Source organism: Sphingopyxis sp. Root1497 (assembly GCF_001427085.1).
Lineage (GTDB): Bacteria > Pseudomonadota > Alphaproteobacteria > Sphingomonadales > Sphingomonadaceae > Sphingopyxis.
On the sequence record NZ_LMGF01000001.1, the window covers coordinates 75,487 to 97,556 of the forward strand.

17 protein-coding genes are annotated in these 22,070 nt (G+C 66.0%); 6 read left to right on the forward strand and 11 right to left on the reverse strand.

The features are described 5' to 3' along the window. Positions 1 to 53: 53 nt before the first annotated feature. The 3 genes from ASD67_RS00310 to ASD67_RS00320 all read left to right on the forward strand — a co-directional run bounded on the left by ASD67_RS00310 (position 54) and on the right by ASD67_RS00320 (position 6,359). Complete coding sequence (locus ASD67_RS00310) at positions 54 to 713, forward strand: YggS family pyridoxal phosphate-dependent enzyme (protein ID WP_056341618.1); 660 nt, start codon at positions 54 to 56, stop codon at positions 711 to 713. Between the two features lie 238 nt (positions 714 to 951). Next, positions 952 to 3,603, forward strand: coding sequence for a DNA mismatch repair protein MutS (gene mutS / locus ASD67_RS00315; protein WP_056341621.1), 2,652 nt, complete (start codon positions 952 to 954; stop codon positions 3,601 to 3,603). Further along, a complete protein-coding gene (locus tag ASD67_RS00320; RefSeq protein WP_056341624.1) occupies positions 3,600 to 6,359 on the forward strand; it encodes a [protein-PII] uridylyltransferase in 2,760 nt (919 codons plus the stop codon). The genes mutS and ASD67_RS00320 overlap by 4 nt, the downstream gene beginning before the upstream one ends. Here the strand turns inward: ASD67_RS00320 and ASD67_RS00325 are convergent. Beyond that, positions 6,356 to 8,161, reverse strand: a complete 1,806-nt coding sequence (locus ASD67_RS00325; RefSeq protein WP_056341627.1) for a diguanylate cyclase — start codon at positions 8,159 to 8,161, stop codon at positions 6,356 to 6,358. The genes ASD67_RS00320 and ASD67_RS00325 overlap by 4 nt on opposite strands. 89 nt (positions 8,162 to 8,250) lie before the next feature. Here ASD67_RS00325 and ASD67_RS22845 point away from each other — a divergent pair, with 89 nt between their 5' ends. Further along, positions 8,251 to 8,544, forward strand: a complete 294-nt coding sequence (locus ASD67_RS22845; protein ID WP_162248522.1) for a hypothetical protein — start codon at positions 8,251 to 8,253, stop codon at positions 8,542 to 8,544. Between the two features lie 55 nt (positions 8,545 to 8,599). Continuing rightward, positions 8,600 to 10,816 carry a KAP family P-loop NTPase fold protein gene (locus ASD67_RS00330; RefSeq protein WP_156377517.1) on the forward strand — a complete coding sequence of 739 codons (2,217 nt, stop codon included), beginning with the start codon at positions 8,600 to 8,602 and terminating at the stop codon, positions 10,814 to 10,816. A 17-nt stretch (positions 10,817 to 10,833) separates the two neighbouring features. On the opposite strand, the gene pheT is transcribed toward ASD67_RS00330, so the two are convergent. From pheT to ASD67_RS00380, 10 genes are all read right to left on the reverse strand, one after another. Continuing rightward, entirely contained in the window at positions 10,834 to 13,230 is a 2,397-nt protein-coding gene (gene pheT / locus ASD67_RS00335; RefSeq protein ID WP_056341633.1) for a phenylalanine--tRNA ligase subunit beta, read from the reverse strand. Beyond that, entirely contained in the window at positions 13,227 to 14,324 is a 1,098-nt protein-coding gene (gene pheS, locus ASD67_RS00340; RefSeq protein WP_056341635.1) for a phenylalanine--tRNA ligase subunit alpha, read from the reverse strand. The genes pheT and pheS overlap by 4 nt, the downstream gene beginning before the upstream one ends. A gap of 97 nt (positions 14,325 to 14,421) precedes the next feature. Then, positions 14,422 to 15,324, reverse strand: coding sequence for a helix-turn-helix domain-containing protein (locus ASD67_RS00345; protein WP_056341638.1), 903 nt, complete (start codon positions 15,322 to 15,324; stop codon positions 14,422 to 14,424). 327 nt (positions 15,325 to 15,651) lie between these two features. Further along, on the reverse strand, positions 15,652 to 16,017 hold the full coding sequence (gene rplT / locus ASD67_RS00350; RefSeq protein WP_056341641.1) for a 50S ribosomal protein L20: 366 nt from the start codon (positions 16,015 to 16,017) through the stop codon (positions 15,652 to 15,654). A gap of 13 nt (positions 16,018 to 16,030) precedes the next feature. Next, a complete protein-coding gene (rpmI, locus tag ASD67_RS00355; protein ID WP_056341643.1) occupies positions 16,031 to 16,234 on the reverse strand; it encodes a 50S ribosomal protein L35 in 204 nt (67 codons plus the stop codon). Positions 16,235 to 16,406: 172 nt separating this feature from the next. After that, the gene (locus tag ASD67_RS00360; RefSeq protein ID WP_235535536.1) at positions 16,407 to 16,982 is read right to left on the reverse strand and encodes an outer membrane beta-barrel protein; all 576 of its coding nucleotides are present in this window, start codon (positions 16,980 to 16,982) and stop codon (positions 16,407 to 16,409) included. 134 nt (positions 16,983 to 17,116) lie between these two features. Further along, positions 17,117 to 17,896: a histidinol-phosphatase gene (gene hisN / locus ASD67_RS00365; protein WP_056341650.1), complete on the reverse strand. Its 780-nt coding sequence runs from the start codon at positions 17,894 to 17,896 to the stop codon at positions 17,117 to 17,119. 55 nt (positions 17,897 to 17,951) lie between these two features. Beyond that, a complete protein-coding gene (locus ASD67_RS00370) occupies positions 17,952 to 19,496 on the reverse strand; it encodes a phospholipase D family protein (protein WP_056341654.1) in 1,545 nt (514 codons plus the stop codon). 130 nt (positions 19,497 to 19,626) lie between these two features. Beyond that, on the reverse strand, positions 19,627 to 20,562 hold the full coding sequence (locus ASD67_RS00375; RefSeq protein WP_056341658.1) for a ribose-phosphate pyrophosphokinase: 936 nt from the start codon (positions 20,560 to 20,562) through the stop codon (positions 19,627 to 19,629). 69 nt (positions 20,563 to 20,631) lie between these two features. After that, positions 20,632 to 21,417 (reverse strand): LytTR family DNA-binding domain-containing protein, encoded by a 786-nt coding sequence (locus ASD67_RS00380; protein WP_056341661.1) that lies wholly within the window; start codon positions 21,415 to 21,417, stop codon positions 20,632 to 20,634. A 150-nt stretch (positions 21,418 to 21,567) separates the two neighbouring features. On the opposite strand from ASD67_RS00380, the gene ASD67_RS23295 reads away from it, so the two are divergent. Then, positions 21,568 to 22,068 (forward strand): DUF2306 domain-containing protein, encoded by a 501-nt coding sequence (locus ASD67_RS23295; RefSeq protein WP_162248524.1) that lies wholly within the window; start codon positions 21,568 to 21,570, stop codon positions 22,066 to 22,068. Positions 22,069 to 22,070: the final 2 nt, after the last annotated feature.

The following is a 22,070-nucleotide window of genomic DNA, read 5'->3' on the forward strand; positions in this document are numbered from 1 at the left end:
TATAGGCGCGTCGCCGCCGCGCGCAACGCGTGGGCGCCAGCGAAGGATCGGACATGGACAGTGCAGCGCAGCGATTGGCCGGGGTCGAAGCGGGAATCGCCGCCGCTGCGGCGCGTGCGGGACGCAAAGCGAGCGACGTCCAGCTGATCGCGGTGTCGAAGACGCACGACGCTTCGACGATTCGCCCGCTGATCGCCGCCGGACAGCGCCATTTCGGCGAGAATCGCGTCCAGGAAGCAGCGGGCAAATGGCCCGAACTGCGCGGCGGAACGTCCGATATCGTGCTCCACCTGATCGGGCAGCTGCAATCGAACAAGGCCGAGGAAGCCGTCGCGCTGTTCGACGCGATCCACTCGGTCGACCGGCCGTCGCTGGTCACCGCGCTGGCACGGGCGTGCGAGAAGGCGGGCGGGCAGCCCCTGCTGTTCGTGCAGGTGAATATCGGCGACGAGGAACAGAAGGGCGGCTGCGCGGTCGCCGACCTGCCCGCGCTGCTGGCGCAGGCGACCGACGCCGGGCTGAAAATCGACGGGCTGATGGCGATCCCGCCCGCCGATGTCGCACCGACCCCCTATTTCGCGCTGCTCGACGAACTCGCCGAGCGTCACGGCCTGCCGCTGCGCTCGATGGGCATGAGCGGCGATTACGAGAGCGCGGTGATGCTCGGCGCGACGCACGTGCGCGTGGGGACCGCGCTGTTCGGCGCGAGGTAAACGCCCCCTCTTTGGGGGCAGCAAACGACCGGTTGCGACCGATTGCCGCCCTATTCTTCATCGTCACCCCGGACTTGATCCGGGGTCCCGCTTGAGGTCGAAGTCTGCGGATGCTTCAAAAAGTGGGATCCCGGATCAAGTCCGGGATGACGAAATGGGGTGGGCAGCTTCCCACCCCAAAGCCGACATTCGCTACCCGCGCCTTGCCATGCGCCCCCCAATCACTAATCAGGGCGCGATGTCCGCAACCGCCGCCCTTTCCGCCGCCAAGCCCTCCGCCCCGACACCGATGATGGCGCAATATTGGTCGCTCAAGGAAAAGGCGGGCGATTGCCTGCTCTTCTATCGCATGGGCGACTTCTTCGAACTCTTCTTCGACGATGCCAAGGCTGCCGCCGCGACGCTCGACATCGCATTGACGTCGCGCGGCGAACATGGCGGCGAACCGGTGCCGATGTGCGGCGTGCCGGTGCATGCCGCCGAATCCTATCTCGCGCGGTTGATCCGCGCCGGGCACCGCGTCGCGATCGCCGAACAGGTCGAAAGCCCCGCCGAGGCCAAGGCGCGCGGCGGGTCGAAGGCGCTCGTCGCGCGCGCGATCGTGCGCTTCGTCACCGCGGGTACGCTCACCGAGGAAAGCCTGCTCGAAGGGCGCAGCGCCAACCGGCTCGCGGCGCTCGCCGAGGTCGGCAGCGAGGGCGAGGTCGCGATCGCCGCCGCCGATATCTCGACCGGGCGGTTCGAGGTCGTCGCGGTGCGCCGCGAGGCGGTCGACGCCGAACTCGCCCGCCTCGCGCCGTCCGAACTGCTGGTCAGCGAAGCCGTTGGCGAGCTTCCGGCGTGGAGCGTGCGGCAGGTGGTGCGCCGGCCGACATCGGACTTTTCGAGCGGCGCGGCGGAAAAGCGTCTCATGACGCTGTTCGGCGTCCAGACGCTCGACGGTTTCGGCCAGTTCAGCCGCGGCGAGATCGCCGCGATGGGCGCCATCGCCGCCTATCTCGACCATGTCGGCACCGGCACGACCGTCTTCCTCCAGCCGCCGGTGCGGCACCTCGCGTCGGGGCGCATGGCGATCGACGCGGCGACGCGCGAAAGCCTTGAACTCGTCCGCACCATGGCGGGGTCGCGCGACGGCAGCCTGCTCGGCACGATCGACCGCACGGTCACCGCCGCCGGCGCGCGCCTGCTCGCCGACGATCTGGCGAGTCCGCTCACCGACAAGGACGCGATCCTCGACCGGCTCGACCTCGTCGACGCCTTCGCGCGCGATGCGCTGTGGCGCGGCGAACTCCGCAGCGACCTGCGCGCGCTGCCCGACGCCGGGCGCGCGCTCGGCCGCCTCGTCGCGGGGCGTGGCGGGCCGCGCGACCTCGCCCAGCTGCGCGATGCGCTCGGCGGCGCGCGCGTCTTGCGCGAACGGCTCGGCCGCCGGACCGACCTGCCGCCCTTGCTCGCCCGCCTGCTTCCCGGCCTCGACGGCCATGGCGCACTCGTCGACGAACTCAGCCGCGCCTTGATCGAAACCCCGCCGGTCGACGCCGCGCAGGGCGGTTATGTCGCCGAGGGCTATGACCATGCGCTCGACGCGCTGCGCGAAACCGCGCGCGACGGGCGCAAGGCGATCGCCGCGCTCGAGGCCGATTATCGCGACCGCACCGGCATCGCCGCGCTGAAGATCCGCCACAATGGTGTGCTCGGCTATCATGTCGAGGTGCCCGCGAAGCACGCCGACGCGCTGATGGCGCCCGAATCGGGCTTCACCCATCGCCAGACCCTCGCCGGGGTGGTGCGCTTCAATTCGTCGGACCTGCACGAGGCGGCGAGCCGGGTGACGCAGGCGGGCGTCCATGCGATCGCCGCCGAGGCCGCGCATCTCGAGGCGCTGACCGATGCTGCGACCGCGCGGCGCGAGGCGATCGCCGCCTCGTGCGACGTTCTCGCACGGCTCGACGTCGCCGCCGCGCTCGCCGACCATGCGATGAGCCACAATTGGTGCCGCCCCGACCTCGCCGACACCCCGTGCCTCGACGTCACCGGCGGCCGCCACCCGGTGGTCGAGGCGGCGCTGGCCAAGGCGGGCGAACGCTTCGTCCCCAACGATCTGTCGCTGGCGGAGGCCGATCGGCTCTGGCTCGTCACCGGGCCGAACATGGGCGGTAAATCGACCTTCCTGCGCCAGAATGCGCTGATCGTCGTCCTCGCGCAGGCGGGGGGCTTCGTCCCCGCGGCTTCGGCGAGGCTCGGCCTCGTCGACCGCCTCTTCAGCCGCGTCGGCGCCAGCGACAATCTCGCGCGCGGGCGCTCGACCTTCATGGTCGAAATGGTCGAAACCGCCGCGATCCTCGCGCAGGCGACCCCGCAAAGCTTCGTCATCTTGGACGAGGTCGGGCGCGGCACCTCGACCTATGACGGGCTCGCGCTCGCTTGGGCGGTGGTCGAGGCGGTGCACGAAGTGAACAAGTGCCGCTGCCTGTTCGCGACCCATTATCACGAACTCACCCGCCTCGCCGAAAGCCTCGACGCGCTGTCGCTCCACCATGTCCGCGCGCGAGAATGGCAGGGCGACCTTGTCCTCCTCCACGAGCTCGCCGACGGCCCCGCCGACCGCAGCTACGGCCTCGCGGTCGCGCGCCTCGCGGGCGTCTCGCCCAAGGTGGTGAAGCGCGCCGAAGCGGTGCTCGCGAAGCTTGAAGCCGGACGCGAAAAGACCGGCGGCCTCGCCGCGGGGCTCGACGACCTGCCGCTGTTCGCCGCGACGCTTGCCGCTGAACCCGCGCCGGTGAAGGATGCGCTGCGCGAGGCGCTCGCAAGCATCGATCCCGACGCGCTCACCCCGCGCGAGGCGCTCGACGCGCTCTACCGGCTCAAGGCGACCGGGGGCGAGGTATGAGCGATATCTTCGCGCATCTCGACGGCCGCCGCGCGATCATCGATCGCCGCGCGCTCGCCGAGCGGCTCGAGGCCGTCGCCGCCGAGACCAGCGATACCGGCAAGCGCCGGCGCGCGCTCGTCGACCTGCTCAAGGTCTCGCTCGAGGAAGGGCGCGCCGAAATCGCCCGCCGCCTGCTCGAAGCGCCCTCGTCGGGCCGCCTCGCCGCCAGCGCGACCGCCTTCCTGATCGACCAGATCATCCGCCTGTCCTATGATTTCACCGTCGATCATCTCTATCCCGCCGGCAATCGTTCAGCGGGCGAGCGTATCACCATCATCGCGGTCGGCGGTTATGGCCGCGCCGAAATGGCGCCGTACAGCGACATCGACATCGGCTTCCTCACCCCGTTCAAGCAGACGAGCTGGACCGAACAGGTGATCGAGGCGCAGCTCTACACGCTCTGGGACCTCGGGCTGAAGGTCGGCCATTCGTCGCGCTCGATCGACGAGATGGTGCGCGCGGCGAAGGACGATCTCACGATCCGCACCGCGTTGCTCGAAGGGCGCTTCATCTGGGGCGACCGCGATCTTTACGATCAGGCCTCGGCGCGCTTCGATGCCGAGGTCGTCGCGGGCAACGCGCGGAGCTTCGTGGCCGAAAAGCTCGCCGAGCGTGACGAACGGCACAAGCGCATGGGCGATTCGCGCTATGTCGTCGAACCCAATGTGAAGGAAGGCAAGGGGGGGCTGCGCGACCTCCACACGCTGTTCTGGATCGGCAAGTTCATCCACCGCGTGCGCACTGTCCCCGAACTCGTCGACGCGGGGCTGCTCTCGACCCGCGAGCTTCGGCAATTCGCGCGCGCCGAGAATTTCCTGCTCGCGGTGCGTTGCCACCTCCACACGCTCGCGGGGCGCGCCGAGGACCGGCTGACCTTCGATTTCCAGCCCGAGATCGCGCGCCGCATGCATTTCGCCGAGCGCCCGGGCAAGAGCGCGGTCGAGCGCTTCATGCAGCTCTATTTCATCCATGCGAAAAGCGTCGGCGACGTCACCGGCACCTTTCTCGCCCATCTCGACGACCAGCTCGCGGCGCGCGGGCGGCGCTTCCTGCCGACGATCCGCCGCCGCCCGGGCCGGCTCAACGGCTTCGTGCTCGACCGCGGCCGCCTCGCGCTGCCGACGGACGATTTCTTTCAGGCCGACCCGGTACGCCTGATCGAAATCTTCGCGCTCGCCGACAAATATGGCCTAGAAATCCACCCGCAGGCGATGCGCCAGGCGCGCCACGATGCCAAGCTGATCGACGCGCGCGGGGTGCGGCGCATCGCGCGCGCGAACGCGCTGTTCCTCGACGTGCTGACGTCCCCGCGCGATCCCGAAACGGTGCTGCGCTGGATGAACGAGGCGGGGGTGTTCGGCCGCTTCGTGCCCGACTTCGGCCGCGTCGTCGCGCAGATGCAGTTCGACATGTATCATCACTACACCGTCGACGAACATACGATCCGTGCGATCGGGCTGCTCGCCGACATCGAGCAGAACCGGCTCGGCGACGACCATCCGCTGTCGACCGCGATCATGGACCAGATCCATTCGCGCCGGACCATCTATGTCGCGGTGCTGCTCCACGACATCGCCAAGGGGCGCGGCGGCGACCATAGCGTGCTCGGCGCCGAACTCGCGCTGCGCGTCTGTCCGCGGCTGGGACTCAGCGAGGCCGAGACCGAGACCGTCTCGTGGCTCGTGCGCCATCACCTGCTGATGTCGGCGACCGCGTTCAAGCGCGACCTCGCCGATTTCAAGACGATCCTCGATTTCGCCGGGCAGGTGCAAAGCCCCGAACGCCTCCGCCTGCTCCTCGTGCTCACCGTCGTCGACATCCGCGCCGTCGGCCCCGGGGTGTGGAACAGCTGGAAACGGCAATTGCTCACCGAGCTGTTCGACGCCGCCGAGGAAGTGCTGCGCCTCGGCCACAAGCAAAAGGGCCGCGAACAGCGGATCGCGAACAAGAAAGAGGATGCGCAGGCGCTGCTCGGCCTCGACGAGAAGAGCTTTGCCCGGCTCGCGAAGCGCCTCCCCGAAAGTTACTGGATCGCCGAACCGGTCGAGGTCATCGCCGCCAACTTGCGCCATATGCAGCAGGCGGGCGATACCCCGCTGCACATCGCGGCCGTCCCCGATCAGGATCGCGGCGCGACGCTGGTGATGGTGCTCGCCGCCGACCATCCGGGGCTTTTTTATCGCATCGCGGGGGGCATCCACCTTGCCGGCGGCAACATCATCGACGCGCGCATCCACACGACGCGCGACGGCCTCGCGCTCGACAATTTCCTCGTCCAGGACCCGCTCGGGCGCCCCTTCGCCGAGGCGGGGCAGATCGACCGCCTGACCCGCGCGATCGAGGACGCGCTCGCCAACCGCCACAAATTGCTTCCGAAACTCGAGGCGCGCGCGCTCCCCCGCGCCCGCGCCGAGGCGTTCCGCATCGCCCCCAATGTCTTCGTCGACAATAAGGCCTCGAACCGCTTCACGGTGATCGAGGTCAACGCGCAGGACCGTCCCGCGCTGCTCAATCAGCTCGCCTATGCGCTCTTCCAGTCGAAGGTGACGGTGCACAGCGCGCATGTCGCGACCTATGGCGAACGCGCGGTCGATACCTTTTACGTGACCGACCTGATCGGCGACAAGATCGACAGCGCGGCGCGGGTGAAGTCGCTCGAGAAACGCCTGCTCGAAGCCGCGGGCAGCGGCAGCGAGGAAGCGGTCGCAGCCTAGAGCGCCGCGGCCTTGCGGACCTGCGCCACTTCCACCCGGTCGCGCCCCAGCGCCTTGGCGCGGAGCAGCGCGGCATCGGCGGTCGGAATGAGGCGCGAAAAATCGCAATGCAGTGGCGCCACCGCCAGGCCGATCGACACCGACAGGCCGCCCGGCTCGCCGCCGGCATGCGCGAGTTCGATCGTCGCGATGCGGTCGCGGATGTCCTGCGCGCGCTCCGCCGCCTGTTCGGGCGACAGCGCGGGCAACAGCAACAGAAACTCTTCGCCGCCATAGCGAAAGGCGAACTCCGGCTCGCGCGTGACATTGGCCAGCACCCGCCCGACCGCGCGCAGCACCGCGTCGCCCGCCTCATGGCCATGGACGTCGTTGAAGCGCTTGAAATGGTCGACGTCGATCATCAGGCAGCTCAGCGGCTCGCCGTCGCGCACGGCCTGCGCGATCTGCGTTTCCAGCACATGGCCCAGCTGCCGGCGGTTGGCTAGCCCGGTCAGCGGGTCGGCCATCGCCATTTCGCGCAGCGAATCGCGCAGCTGTAGATTGGCGATGGCGAGGCCGATATTCTCGGCAAGCATGTCGAAATAGATCAGCTGCGCCGCGCCGCGGTTCGCCGCGCCCGCGGGCATTTCGAAATAGAGCAGGCCCAAAGTCTCGCGCTGCGCCATCAGCGGCAGGCACAGGCTGTCGACCGGCGCCTCGGCGTTCCAGTCGATGTGGTCGCACGGCACGTCGACATGGTCGCCCGCCGGGCGATGACGCAGGCCGCGCCGCAGCGCCCAGCAAGACGTCGCCGAAAACTGCGCGCTCGATCGCACCGGGCCCAGCCAGCTGCACGCCTCGACCACCAGCTTGCTCTGCTGGTCGAGCAGATAGAGCCGTCCCGGAAGGTCGGGGACGATCTCGGGAATGAAGCGCCGGACGACCTCTTTCAGGTCGTGCAGCGTGTCGCTTCCCTGCATGCGCTGGGTCATCCGCGACAACAGGTCGCGCATCGACCGGTCGGCGTCGCGCTCGACCTCGAGCCGCTGGCGTTCGATGCCGTTTTCGCGAAACAGGCGGATCGCCTGCGCCATGTCGCCGATTTCGTCGATATGTTCGACCGTAGGCGGTTCGGCGGCGAAATCCTGCACCGCCAGCCGGTTGACGACGTCGCTCAGCCTGACGACCGGGTGCAGCACGCGGCGTTTGAAGACGAAATAGAGCACGCACAGGACGAGCAGCGCGGTGAGCGCCAGCACGACCTCCGAAATCCGCTTCCACAGGATCGACACCTCGGTCGCGTCGGCGACCCGTTCCTCGATGCGGCTGTCGAGCTGGTCCTGGAACCGCTGGACCTCCAGTTCGGACCGGTCGAGCTGCCGCTCATATTCGGGGCCGAACAAAATCTGGCGCGCGGTCGCGGCATCGCCGCGCTCCTGCGCCGCCAGCGCGGTTTCCTGTTCGTCGTGCAGCGTATCGGCGAGCGCGATCGCCTTTTTCAGCGCATCGAGCTCGCTCGCCGACGCCCCGGCGTCGCCGATGTGGCGAATCCGCTGCTCGACGCTCGCCAGCGCGGCCACCTCGCTGCGATAGCCGGCCAGATAGGTCGGATCGCCCGTGTTGACATATTGCCGTGCGCGGTCGCTCAACCGATAGATTTCGTCGCCCAGCGTGCCGGTGGCCCGGTCGAGCCGATAGCGTTGCTCGACCGCCTCGCGCTCGCGCTCCTGCGCGTTCGACGCAAAGATCATCGTCGTGCTCGACACGATCGTCAGCAGGACGGTCGCGCCATAGGCCCAGTTGGTGATTGTCGCCAAGCGCATGAGCGGACCCTAGGGCGGTAATCCTTGGGACGAGGTTAACTGCAGTGGGGTGCGCTGCCGCCCGGCCTCTTGGCATCGCCGCCGACGTCTTGATCGGAAACAAGGCCTCGAACCGCTTCACCGCTATCGAGATCCGTCCCGCGCTATTGAGCCAACTCGCCTATGCGCTGTTCCAGTCGAAGGTGACGGTGCACAGCGCGCGTGAAGTTGCCGGAGAAGCGCTTGCTGGAGGCAGCGGTGAATGGGAGCGAGGAAGGGGTCGCGGTTTAAAGAAAACGGCTTTGCGTGGCGGAAGGGAATTCGCGCCGAGCTACGCGGCTAGTAGTATTGCACCGAACCTGCAAAGCGGACGCCCAACTATCAGGTATTTTTCACTGATTTGACTTTCTTCAGAAAAGCGTTTGCTTTGGCGCAATTGTCAATTGAAGGGTGACCATTGTGGCTGACAATATTGCGACCGGTGCAGGAATCCGTGGAGACCGTATATTGCGGGACGGAGACCCAGATAGGCTCGGGTTCGAAGCCCTCGCTAGGCGGCTCGCAATGATTCTTACAAATCCGACCATCGGAGATAGTTTAGTCGTAGGCCTTGAAGGCCGTTGGGGTTCCGGAAAGTCAAGCCTCCTACGTAAGATCGAAAACGAACTTGACGAGATTCGGGCCGATTACCCCCATAGTCTCGTCCACTTCCGTCCTTGGCTTATTGGGAGCCGAGACGCCCTACTCGCCGCTCTTTTTGACGACCTGTCGGTAGCAATAGACAGCATTGAGGCGGATCGTGGCGATGCATCGCGCTCAACGAAGGCCAAAGCCACTAAGGCGATAAACGCGACCCGTGACTTTGCGGCGGCACTCGGGAAGCTTGGCGGCGTCATAGAGCTTGCGGGTACTGCCACCGCTCTTGGGCCGCTGGCTGCTGCGGGCAAATGGGTGAAGGAACTGGGTGGAGCTGCAAGGCGCGACCAAGCTGCAAAGTCTCTTTCGACGCTGAAAGTCGATTTAGCGAAAGCTCTCGAAGCCCTCGGTCATCGCATCATCGTCACGATCGACGATCTCGACCGTCTTGAGCCATCGGAGACACTCGAAGTTCTCCGTTTGGCCCGTTCTGTCGCTGACCTGCCCAACGTCGTCTATCTCATCTGTTATGATAGCGAAGTGATTGCGCGGAACATCAAGCATGCGGCAAACGTGGATGATGGTCACGCATTTCTAGAGAAGGTGGTTCAGCTGACGATCATGGTTCCTCAGCCTGAGACATTCCAACTTCGATACTGGTTCGCAGAGGAGTTGAACGCACTTTGCGGAGATCTGAGCGACGAAGCCCGCACGCGGCTCCGTACAGTCGCCGATCAGGAGGGAGGAAAGCAGCTTCGTACTCCGCGTGCGGTTAATCGCGCACTTGATGCGGTCAGGCTGCTTTGGCCGCCGCTTCGAGAGGTCGGTCTCGATTTTGTGGACCTTGTATGGCTACAATTGATTAAGGACGCGAACCCGCGGCTTTACCGTTGGATTGAGGAATACTGCGCCACTGCGGCGGAAATTGCGATCGGTGCTGGGCGTGTAGACGAAGAGGACCGCACAGACATGCTACAGTCGTTGCTGGCGTGCGTGGAACCCGGATATTTTGACGATATCCACTACCGGTATAATTTCGCTGAGCAATTGCCTGGTCTCGATGTGAATTATGCAAAAGACGAGGGTATCTTTACGCTCTTTACGCGCTTCACGGGAAGGGAACGAGATCGAGCGATCGCATCACGCCGGTTGATGAGCCCAGATCATTATCGCTACTACTTTGCTCTTTCGAATCCTTCACATGCGCTACTGCAAGCTGACTATGACCGTTTCTGGGCCGCTGTTGCCTCAGGTTCGAACGGGACGGCCGCGCTGATCCTTGAGTACCATTGCACATCAACCAATCGACCGATGGGCAAGGCCGATATGTTGTTCGACCGAATCGGTGGAGCTGAAGGACGTGACTTGGTTCCTGCTGAAGCGGAGCACCTGCTCATTGCGCTCTCGAATGTCTTGGACGAGGCTTATCGCAAACGACCGTTCGACATCGGATGGGTTTTCTCGCTCTGGGATCGAGCAGAGCGCCTCGTGCCAAAACTGTTGGCGTCCCTTGATGCCGAGGAACGCCGCGCTCGCGTGATCGACACGGTTTTTCGCTATGGGAAGGCGATCTCTTGGGTCTCAAGCCTCTATAGGCACGACATCTTCTATCAGGGCAAGTTCGGGGACGAAAAGAAGCCGCCCTCAGAATGGCTCTTCACGAGCGAAGAGTTGGAACGCATTTCGCAAATCATGAATCAACGATTTGAGCAGTTGACGCTTGATGAATTTCTCCTAGCCATCGAGGCTCGGCGCATGCTGTTCACGTGGGTTCAGGGGGGTGGCGGCGACGCTGCAAAGGAATTCATTGATATCCACTTATCTAACAACGACAGCTTTTTGCGAATTCTCGAAACGCTAAGGTCTGTCGTGTCGACAAGCGACGGTCAGTTTTATGTTATAAAACGAAGCAATCTAGGAGATTTTCTCGACTATCAAACGGCGCGGGAGCGAGTCTCTGCCTTAGCAAAGATTCCAAGTGATCTGCAGAAACTGGCTGGAACCATTCTAACGGCGTTTGAAGAGGGCGAGAACTACTAAGCAGTGTCCACTTAGGATTACCCCCGCAATACCGCCCCCACCTTCGCCGCAGCAGCCACCACCTTATCCGCAATCGCCTTCAGCTCGGCCTCGGCAAAACTTTTCTCCGCCGGTTGCAACACGACTTCGACCGCCAGGCTGACCTGACCCTCGGGCACACCCTGGCCGGCGAAGCGGTCGAACAGGCGTGCGTCGGTGATGACCGCCTTGTCGGCGCCCTTGACCGCGCGCACCAGTTCGCCCGCCGCAAGGCTGTCGGGCGCGAGGAAGGCGAAGTCGCGGCGCACCGGCTGCAGCGCGGGCGGGGTGAAGGCGCTGCGCGCCGGGCCGCTCGCGCGCTTCGCGGGGATCGCGTCGAGGAAGATCTGCACCGCCATCACCGCGCCATCGACGTCATAATGCCGTGCGAGCGAAGGATGCAGCGCGCCGAATTCGGCGAGCACCGCCTTGGGGCCGAGGCGCAAGGTCGCGGCCTGCCCCGGGTGCCAGATGCCGGCCTCGGCGACGGGCTCCATCACCTGCAACCGGTCGGTCGGCGCGCCGGCGGCGTCGAGCAACGCCAGCGCCGCGGCCTTGGCGTCATAGGCGTCGAAGGGCTGCGCCTTGCCCGCCTGCCAGCCGCGCTCGCTGCGGTTGCCCGCCATCACGATGCACAAGGTCGGATGCTCGGCATCGCTCAGGTACCGGCGTCCGATCTCGAACAACCGGATGCTGTCGACGCCGCGATTCTGGTTGCGCGCCGCAGCGGCGAGCAGCCCGGGCAGCAGCGACGGACGCATGACCTTGAGCTCTTCGCTGATCGGATTGGCGAGGCTCCACGCGCCGCCACCGAAGGGCGCGGCCTCGCGGTCGGACACGAAGCTCCACGTTACCGCCTCATGATAGCCGGCGGCCGCCGCGGCGCGGCGCAGGCGGCGTTCGAGCAACTGGTCGGGGGTCGCGGTCGGCTTGGCGACGCCATCGACACGCGGCAGCGCGACCGATTCGACCGCGTCGAACCCGGTGATGCGCGTGACCTCTTCGACGATGTCGGGCGCGGCGTCGACGTCGCGGCGCCAGCTCGGCACCGCGATGCGCCAGGGAGTGCCTTCGGTCACGCCGAAGCCCAGCGATTCGAGGATCGCGCGCTGTGTCGCGGGTTCGATCGCAATGCCGCCGAGCGTCGCCGACAGCGCGGGGTCGTAATCGACCGTCTTTTCGGCGGCGGGCGGGGTGCCCGCACGCGTCACTTCCGACGGGGTGCCACCGCAGATCGCGAGGATATGGCCGGTGACGATCGCGGTCGCATCGTCGAGGAAGGCGGGGTCGACCCCGCGCTCGAACCGGCTGCGCGCGTCGCTGGTCAGGCCGAGCGCCTGTCCGGTCAGCGCGATGCGTTCGGGGGTGAAATAGGCGATCTCCAGCAGCACGTCGGTCGTCGTCTCGCTGCACCCGCTATGCTCGCCGCCCATGATGCCCGCGATGTCGTGGACGCCGCTGTCGTCGGCGATCACCGTCATCGTGTCGGTCAGGACATAGTCCTTGCCGTTCAAGGCGGTGACGGTCTCGCCTTGCTTTGCGCGGCGCGCGGTCAGCCCGCCGCTGAGCTGCGCGCGGTCATAGACATGGCTCGGCCGGCCGAGATCGAGCATCACATAGTTGGTGATGTCGACGAGCGCCGAGATCGAGCGCTGGCCGACCGCTTCCAAGCGGCGGCGCATCCATTCGGGGGTGGCGACGCGGTTGTCGACGCCGGCGATGGTGCGGCCATAGAAAGCGGGACAGCCTTCCGCGTCGTTCGTCGCGATCGGCGTCGCGATGGCGCCCGCCCCCGCGATGACTGGCACGTCGAGCGGCTTCAGCGTGCCGAGCCCGGCGGCGGCGAGGTCGCGCGCGATGCCGCGCACCCCCATGCAATCCTGCCGGTTGGGGGTGATCGAAATGTCGATCACCGGCTCGCCCGCGCCACTGTAATCGGCGAAGGCGGTGCCGATGGGGGCATCGGCGGGCAATTCGATGATCCCGTCATGATCGTCGCCGAGTTCGAGCTCGCGCGTCGAGCACATCATGCCGTTCGATTCGACCCCGCGCACCGCGGCGACCTTCAATTCCATGCCGTTCGCGGGCACGACCGCACCGGGCAGGCCGAGCACGCCGACGAGGCCGGCGCGCGCGTTGGGGGCGCCGCACACGACGGTCAGCGGCGCGCCGCCGTTGATGTCGGGGCCGGCCTCGACGGTCAGCACCTGCAATTTGTCGGCCTGCGGATGTTTTTCGGCGGTCAGCACGCGTGCGACGCGGAAACCGGTCAGCTTCTCGGCCGGATTCTCGATGCCTTCGACCTCATGGCCGATGCGGTTGAGGGTGGCGAAGACATCGGCGACGGTCGCGGAGGTTTCGAGATGGACCTTCAGCCAGTCGAGGGTGATCTTCATGCCGAAATCCCCCCGCTGAGCGTCGGGACCGACAGTGCGCCGAACCCGTAGTGCGACAGCCAGCGGAGGTCGCCGTCGAAGAAGGCGCGGAGGTCGTCCATGCCATATTTGAGCATCGCGAGCCGGTCGACCCCAACCCCGAAGGCGAAGCCCTGCCACACGTCGGGATCGAGCCCGCAGTTCGCGATCACGCGGCGGTTGACCATGCCGCTGCCGAGCAGCTCCATCCACGCATGGCCTTCGTCGTCGCCGTTGCCGCCGACGATGCGGCGGCCCTTTTCCTGTTTATAGCCGACATCGACCTCGGCCGAGGGTTCGGTGAAGGGGAAATAGCTCGGGCGCAGGCGGAGCACGATATCGTCGCGCTCGAAATAGGCCTTGAGGAAGGTTTCGAGCGTCCATTTGAGGTGCCCCATATGGATACCGCGGTCGATAACGAGACCTTCGACCTGGTGGAACATCGGGGTGTGCGTCGCGTCGCTGTCGCTGCGATAGACACGCCCGGGGGCTATGATCCTGATCGGCGGTTCTTTTTCCATCATCGTGCGAATCTGCACCGGCGACGTATGCGTCCGCAGCAACATCCGCTGCGCGGCACCTTCGCCAACTTCGGGAAAATAGAAGGTGTCATGCATCGCCCGCGCCGGATGCGTCTCGGGAATATTGAGCGCGGTGAAATTGTGCCAGTCGTCCTCGATCTCGGGCCCGGTCGCGACCGCGAAGCCCATGTCGGCGAAGATTTCGGCAAGCTCGTCCATCACCTGGCTCACCGGATGCACGCTGCCGCGCGCGGCGGCGCCGGCGGGAAGCGTCATGTCGAGGCGTTCGTTCGCGAGCTTCGTTTCGAGCGCCGCGCCCTCAAGCGCGTCCTTGCGCGCGGCGAGCGCGGCGGTCACCGCCTCGCGCAGCGTGTGGATCTGCGGGCCGACCGTCTGGCGCTCCTCGGGGGTCATGCCGCCGAGCGTCTTGAGCAGGCCGGTGACGCTGCCCGCCTTGCCGAGCGCGGCGACGCGCAGCGCCTCGAGCGCGCCCACATCGGTCGCGGCCTCGATCGCGCCGGTCAGCTCGGCCTGCATAGCCTGGTAATCGCTCATGGTCGTTTGTCCTGCGGCGGCGGAAATGCCGCGCTTTACTGCGGCGCCGCTTGCACCGAACGGGCGGCGCGGGTCAACCCCGAAGGGCCGGTTCCGGCTAGTTTCCGGGCTTGTGCAGCCCCTGTACGGCGGCTCCGATCGCGGCTGCGCGCGCGCGGGCGGCGGCACCGAGGATCGGCTTGGGGCGCGCGGCATAGGCGCGTGGACTCATCCCCATGAAGCGTTGGAAATCGCGCGTGAACTGCGCCTGGTCGTAATAATGATAATCGAGCGTATCGATCCACGCCATCGACGGGTCGAGCATGAAGCGCGCGAGGCTGCGCAGGAAGCGCTGGCGGCGTAGCAGCAATTTGGGCGGGAAACCGAAAGCGCGGCGGCTCAGCCGCTCGACCGAGCGTTCGGACAGGCCGAGCTTGTCGGCCAGTTCGGCGACGCTGCCGAGATCGTCGTCGATCAGCGCGCCGTGCGCGGCAAGGATCGCGGGATCGTCGCGCGGCGCACCGTCCAGCAGGCCGGTGAAATGATCGTCGATCGCCTGCGCTGCGGCTTCGACGTCGTTGGCCTGCCGCAATTTTCCGGCCAGCGGGGCGAGCGCGGCAAAGGCGGGGTGCGCGGCGCCATCGACGAAGCGGTCGGCCATCTCCTCGGCCGGAATCGCAAAGAATTTCGCCCAGCCCGCCGGCAGGATGCCGATCCCCCAGGTGCGCATGCTGCCGACCGAGAAATAGGTCGCCTTGCTGGTCGGACCGGTGACGTTGAAATTCGGCGCAGGCACCACCGGATCGTTCCCGATCGCGCTCAACGTCGTGTCGCCCTCTATGAAGCGCATGTTCGCCCATTCGGGGTGCAGATAATCCTCGATGCGCACACCCGCCGGCGCCTCGACCTCGGTCAGATAGATGATGCTCGAATAGGGCCGAAGCGCCGCGGACACGGGAAAAAAGCGCGTCGCCACGCGCACGTCGGTGCCTTGCCCCGAATGACTGGTCTCATCCGTCATGACGCCGCACCCTTCGCACCTATGCGAAAAAAAACAACAGGCTAAGCGATTCCTTTGTCGGGTTTTTACAATTCTTCCGCGGCGCGCGACCGCATATGTCGCGGCAAGGAACATCTTCCACCGGCCGGCGGCTTTCTGCGACCCACGGCTTTTCGGTTCGGAGGGAGGGGGGCGGTGCGTCGTTTACGATCATCGTCGGAACGGCGCGAGGGGCAACCTTCGCGCCGTTTCTGTTTGTGACGGCCCGCCGGCAAATGGTGCGGGCACGAAAAAGGGCGGCCCCTCGCGGGACCGCCCTTTTGTCTTTGTCGCGATGAAGCCCGGGGCTCAGGCCGCCTTGGGCAGTGCCGCCTTCGCCTGCGCGATGATCGCGGCGAACACGCCGCCTTCGTTCATCGCCAGGTCGGCCATGACCTTGCGGTCGAGGTCGACACCCGCCAGCTTCACGCCGTGCATGAACTGCGAATAGGTCAGGCCTTCGGCGCGAACCGCGGCGTTGATACGCTGGATCCACAGGGCGCGGAAGTTCCGCTTTTTGACCTTACGGTCGCGATAAGCGTATTGGCCGGCCTTTTCGACCGCCTGCTTGGCAACGCGAATGGTGTTCTTGCGACGGCCGTAATAGCCCTTCGCCTGTTCCAATACGCGTTTGTGCTTGGCGCGCGTGGTGACGCCGCGTTTGATGCGTGACATGGCTTAGCGCTCCTTACTTCAGGCCGTAGGGCGCCCAGAGGCGCACATGGGCCACATCCGAATCGCTCAGCACGCTGGTGCCGCGGTTGGTGCGGATATATTTGGCATTGTGGTTGATCAGGCGGTGGCGCTTGCCGGCGACGCCGTGCTTCACCTTGCCCGAGGCGGTGAATTTGAAGCGCTTCTTCACACCGCTCTTGGTCTTCAGCTTGGGCATTTTGGTCTCCTTTGGAAGTCCGTTTGCGTAGCGGCATGGCAGCCCTTTCAGCCAGCCGTTACAATCGGAAGCGGCGCGCCTAGAAGGATTCGCCCGGAAATGCAAGCCTTGCGGTCCATTCCCATGAAAGAACGGGCCGCCGTTTCCGGCGCCCCGTTCCGTCCCGCCATGCTCAGAAGCGGACGCCGAGCGCGACGCCAGCGTGGCGACGCTGGAAATTGATGCCGCCGATGCGGCCATTGTCGCCATAGCCGAATTCGACGCGGCCATAGAATTGCTCGCCGAAACCATGTTCATAGCCGACCGCGCCCTGGAAACCCGAGCCGCTTTCGGTGGCGCGCAGCGCGCCGCTCTGCGCTTCGACGCGCAGCTTGGCATAGCCGACCTTGCCATAGATCTGGCCCTTCGACCCGATCGCATAGCCGAGGTGCAGGCCGGCGCCGAGATTATCCTTGACCTTCAGCGTGTCGATGCCGTCGCTGGCCTCGACCGACGATTTTTCGAAGGTGACATAGGGGCCAACCACGAACGACGAGCCGACGGCGACGTCGAAGCCCGCTTCGCCGCCCCACGCGACCGCGCTGCCGACCTTGTAGACATCGTTGTTCTGGGCGATGCTGCTGACCGTCGGCGTTTCATAGACGGCGCGCGCTTCGATACGGAAACCCGCCTTGGCATTGCCTGCATCGTCTTCCTGCGCGAACGCGGGCGAAGCAAAGCCGGCCGCGAGGATCGCAGCCACAATCATATTTTTCACGAAATACCCCCTGTTTAGAAGACGCTGGGTTCAGCGTCGCGGGGGCGATTAGCCGTTTGGGCGACAGAGTAAAGCGACATTGCGTTCGCAATGCCAACGGCCTGCGAAGGCGATGGCCGCTCGCCTCAATGGTGGCAGGCGAGTCCCTCGACCACATCCTCGAGCCGCGCCGGATCGCCAAGCGCGATGACACGGCCCTCGCTCTCGCTGTGGAGCGGGTCTCCGTTCCAGTCGCACATCGTCCCGCCTGCGCCCTCGACGACGGGGACCAGCGCGGCAAAGTCGTGAAGCTTCAACCCGGCCTCGACCACCAGATCGATATGGCCGCTGCTCAGCAGCCCGTAATTGTAGCAGTCGCCGCCAAAGACCATGCGCTTGTGCGCGGTCTGCGCCGCCAGCGCCATGAAATGCTCGCCGTCATGGTCGCTGAAATATTGCGGGCCCGTCGTCGCGAGCACCGCGTCGGACAGGTTGCGGCAGCTGCGCGTGCGCGCTGGTTTGCCGTTGAACAGGGTCGGCTGTCCCATTGCCCCCACCCAGCGTTCGCCCGCGATCGGCTGGTCGATGATGCCCAGCACGGGCCATCCGTCTTGCAGCAGCGCGATCAGCGTGCCGAAGATCGGCCGGCCGGCCATGAAGCTGACGGTGCCGTCGATCGGGTCGAGCACCCACTGGCGCGATGCGCCGGGACGCTCGGCGCCATATTCCTCGCCGATGATGCCATCGCGCGGCGCTTCGGCGTCGAGCAGACGGCGCATTGCGGTCTCGGCCGTGCGGTCGGCCTCGGTGACGGGCGATGCGTCGGCCTTGGCCTCATGCTGATAGGCAGAACGGAACAGCGGGCGGATCGCGGCGCCGGCAGCGTCGGCGAGGCGGTTGGCGAGGGCAATGTCTTCGGCGCGCATGGGGGCTCCAATGGAGTGGCAATCAACGGCCAATGCCATGCCTGCCGGTGCGAGGCTAGAGCAGCCAGTCGATCGGCAGGTGCGACAGCAGCCACACGGCGGTGCGGTTCCACGCCGTGGTTCCCGGTTCGGTGGCCAGGATGCTTTGCCGCCCGCCGGTGGATATGCCCCATTGCAATGTGCCTTCCGGCGACAGCGTCACGGCGTAGCTGTGATCAGGCAAGCGTGCGCGCAGCCCGTCGGCGACCAGCCCGGACAGATAGGGGCTGTCGATCAGGAAGCCCATTTCGCAATTGAGTTCGGCCGACCGCGGATCGAAATTGAACGAACCGACGAACAGCAGCCGGCGATCGACGACGAAGGTCTTGGCGTGCAGGCTTTCGCCGCCGCCGCTAAAGCGGGTCGCGCTGTGGGGGCTTTCTTCGGCATGTCCTTTGGGACCGGGCCGGACCTCGAACAACCGAACACCGGCTTCGAGCAGGGGCATGCGCTTCTTGACATAGCCGGCGTGGACCAGCGGGACGTCGGTTACCGCGAAGCTGTTGGTCACCACAAGCGTATCGACCTTGCGCTGCGCGAGGCCGGTGAGCAGGTCGGTCCCGGACCCGGCAGGCACGAAATAGCCTGAAACCAGATCGAAGCTGCCCTGCGCGCCGGCGATTACCGGTTTCAACCGGTTGATCAGCAGCGATTCGGGCGGTTCGGCCCCGAGCGCCTTTGCCGGGTCGTCGCTGAACAACCGGACGTCGGTCCATTGCCAGTTCAGCGTCTGGGTCATCGCATCCCGAATGAAGGCGGTCGCCGCGATGGCCGCGCGATATTGCCGTCCGCGTTCGCTGTCCGATTCGGGTGGGTCGCGCAGCGCCGGCATCGGCTCGCCGCCATCGGCGGCGATCAGCAATTCGGCCGGATAAGCCGACCGGCTGTTCCAATAGCGGTCGAATTGCGCCGACACCTCGGGCAGCACCGCGCCGATCGCCAGCGCATCCATGTCGATGAACAAGCCGTCCTGTTCGGCGCCGAAATATTCGTCGCCGACATTGCGCCCGCCGACGATCGTTACCGCGCCGTCGATGGTCAGCGACTTGTTGTGCATCCGCCGGTTGAGGCGTGGAAAGGCGAAGAGGTAATTGGCCGCGCGGACCGACCGCAGGGTCAGCGGGTTGAACAATCGCACCTCGATATGCGGATGGGCGTTCGCGCCGGCCAGCATCGGGTCGAGTCCGGCCGTGGTGTTATCATCGATCAGCAGGCGGACGTGGACGCCGCGGTCGGCCGTCCTGACCAGTTCGGCGAGTAGAATGCGCCCCGACAGGTCGTTGTTCCAAATATAATATTGCAGGTCGACCGACCGTTCGGCGGCGCGGATCATCTCGACCCGCGCGGCAAAGGCGTCGAGCGCATCGGGCAGCAAATAGATGCCGCTTTGTCCCGGGTGCCGCGCCGACACCGGGGCGATCGCCGCCGCGATCGGCGTGCCCTGCCCGTCGAGGGCCGCGCTGGCGCGCCGGCCGTCGAGCGACGGGAGCGGGAATGCCGCCCACAGTGCGAGGGCCAGCAATGCAAAGCTTCCGGTCGCGAAAACCAGCGACGTCAACATGCGTCGCAAGAGCCTTTTCCGGCGCGATGACCGCTGTTCAGGAATTTTGTCATCGCCGTGCCCCATGTCGTGCCTTCCTCGCGCCAAGTCTGGGCGCAAAGCGGGGGCAAGGCAATCCGGCGGTCGCGCCTCAGTCGAACAGGCTGCTGACCGAGCTTTCGTCGGCGATGCGCTTGATCGCCTCACCGAGCAACGGCGCAACGGTCAGCGCGCGGACCTTGCCGCTGTCGTTGACCGCGTCGGTCGGCTGGATCGAATCGGTGATCACCAGTTCGGTGAGCTCGCTCGCATCGACGCGCGCGACCGCACCGCCCGACAGCACACCGTGGGTGCAATAGGCGACGACACCCTCGGCGCCCGCCGCCTTCAGCGCGGCGGCGGCGTTGCACAAAGTGCCCGCCGAATCGACGATATCGTCGATCAGGATGCAGAAACGCCCCTTCACGTCGCCGATGATGTTCATGACTTCCGATTCGCCGGCGCGTTCGCGGCGCTTGTCGACGATCGCCAGAGGAGCGTTGTCGAGCCGTTTGGCGAGCGCGCGGGCGCGCACCACGCCGCCGACGTCGGGCGACACGACCATCAGATTCTTGCCTGCGAAGCGCGCCTGGATGTCGGCGCTCATCACCGGTGCAGCATAGAGATTGTCGGTCGGGATATCGAAGAAGCCCTGGATCTGCCCGGCGTGCAGGTCGATCGCGAGCACCCGGTCGGCGCCCGATGTGGTGATCAGATTGGCGACGAGCTTGGCCGAGATCGGGGTGCGCGGGCCGGGTTTGCGATCCTGGCGGGCATAGCCGAAATAGGGAACGACCGCGGTGATGCGCTTCGCCGAGGCGCGGCGCAGCGCGTCGTTGATGATCAACAGTTCCATCAGATTGTCGTTCGCGGGGTAATTGGTCGGCTGGACGACGAAGACATCCTGACCGCGGACATTTTCGTGGATTTCGACGAACACTTCCTCGTCGGCGAAGCGCCGGACGCTGGTGTCGGTCAGCGGCAGTTCCAGATAGTCGGCGATGGCGCGCGCCAGCGGCAGGTTGCTGTTGCCGGAGATCAGTTTCATGGGGTGCGACGCCCTTTCGCGCGGGAATGATGCGCGGCCCTTAGCCAGCCGGGGCGCGAAGGGGAAGACCTAAAGCCACCCCGCCGCGCGCAACGCGGGCATCATATCGCGCGCGACCGGTGCTTCGTGGCCACCTTTCAGGACGATCACCGCGGTGCGGCCTTCGCGGCGCACGCTTTCGACCGCGTCCCTGGCGACCCACCAGCTGCGGTGAATACGCAGGCCGTCGGCGTCGCCGAGCCGATCGATCGCGTCGCGCATCCGCATCAGCACCATCTCCTCGCAGCCTTCGCCGATGATGCGAACATAATGATCCTCGCCCTTCAGCGCGCGCACCGGGCCGAAACCGGGTGGCAGCAGCAAGGCGGCGGCGACTGGTTCGGGTGGCGACGGCGCGGGCCCGGGAACAGGGGCTGCAGCCAACGGCGGCCCCGCCAACGCAGGGGGCGCCTCGGATGCTGCCGCATCGCGTCGGAAGACCGCGCCCATCGCGATCGAGACGACCGCCGAGACGACCCATATATAGAGGTACATCGTCCAGAAGCCCGGCCAGCGCAGCGCCGCGGCGAAATCCATGCGCATCGCCATCATCGTGATGATCAGCGTCAGCGGCACGCTCGCGACGACGAGCGCGAGCAAAGTGCCGGCAAAGCGCGGCATCCCGGTGGCTTCGCACAGCCAGCGGGCGACCACGCCGGTCGGGCGAAACAGCGCATAGCCGGCGAGCAACCAGATCACCCAGCTCAGCATCCGCTGCGCCGGCGGTGCGCCGAATGTGCCGAAGGGGCCGAGCAGCCCGATCAGCAGCCCGAGCGCCACCATCACCAGCAATTCAATCGTCAGCCTTTTCGCCATGTCGCGTCTTGTGTCTGCCATTTCACGAAGCGTCAATCGGCGAAGCAGCCTGTTTTGCGAAGAAATCCGCCGTTTTTGCGAAGCCCTGCTTGCCCGCGAACGGCGCCGAGGCAGGGACAGGGCATCGTATCGACCAACGGGGATTTCATCATGACCGCTCTCGCCGCCAAGCCCGCCCGCGCTGCCAACCTGCGCCGCATCGCCATCACCGCGCTCATCGTGCTGGGGGCGATCGTCGCGGCGGTGCTCGTCCGCTCCTTCACCGGGACATCGGACTATCGCACCCCGGCCTGGGCCGTCCAGCTCCACCTCGCGACGGTGATCCCGGCGCTGCCGCTCGGCGCCTGGCTGCTGTGGCGTCCGGCCAAGGGCGACGCGGCGCACCGCATCGGCGGGCGCGTCTGGGCACTGCTGATGATCGTCACCGCGATCGACAGCTTCTGGATCCGTACGATCACCGGCGGCATCGGCCCGATCCACCTCTTTTCAGTGCTGACGCTGGTGCAGCTGCCGCGTGCGATCTGGTTCGCGCAGAGCGGCCAGATCGATCGCCACCTCAAGACGATGCGCGGCGTCTATTTCGGGCTGCTCGCCGCCGGCTTCTTCGCCATGGCGCCGGGCCGGACATTGTGGATGCTCGTCTTCGGTTGAAA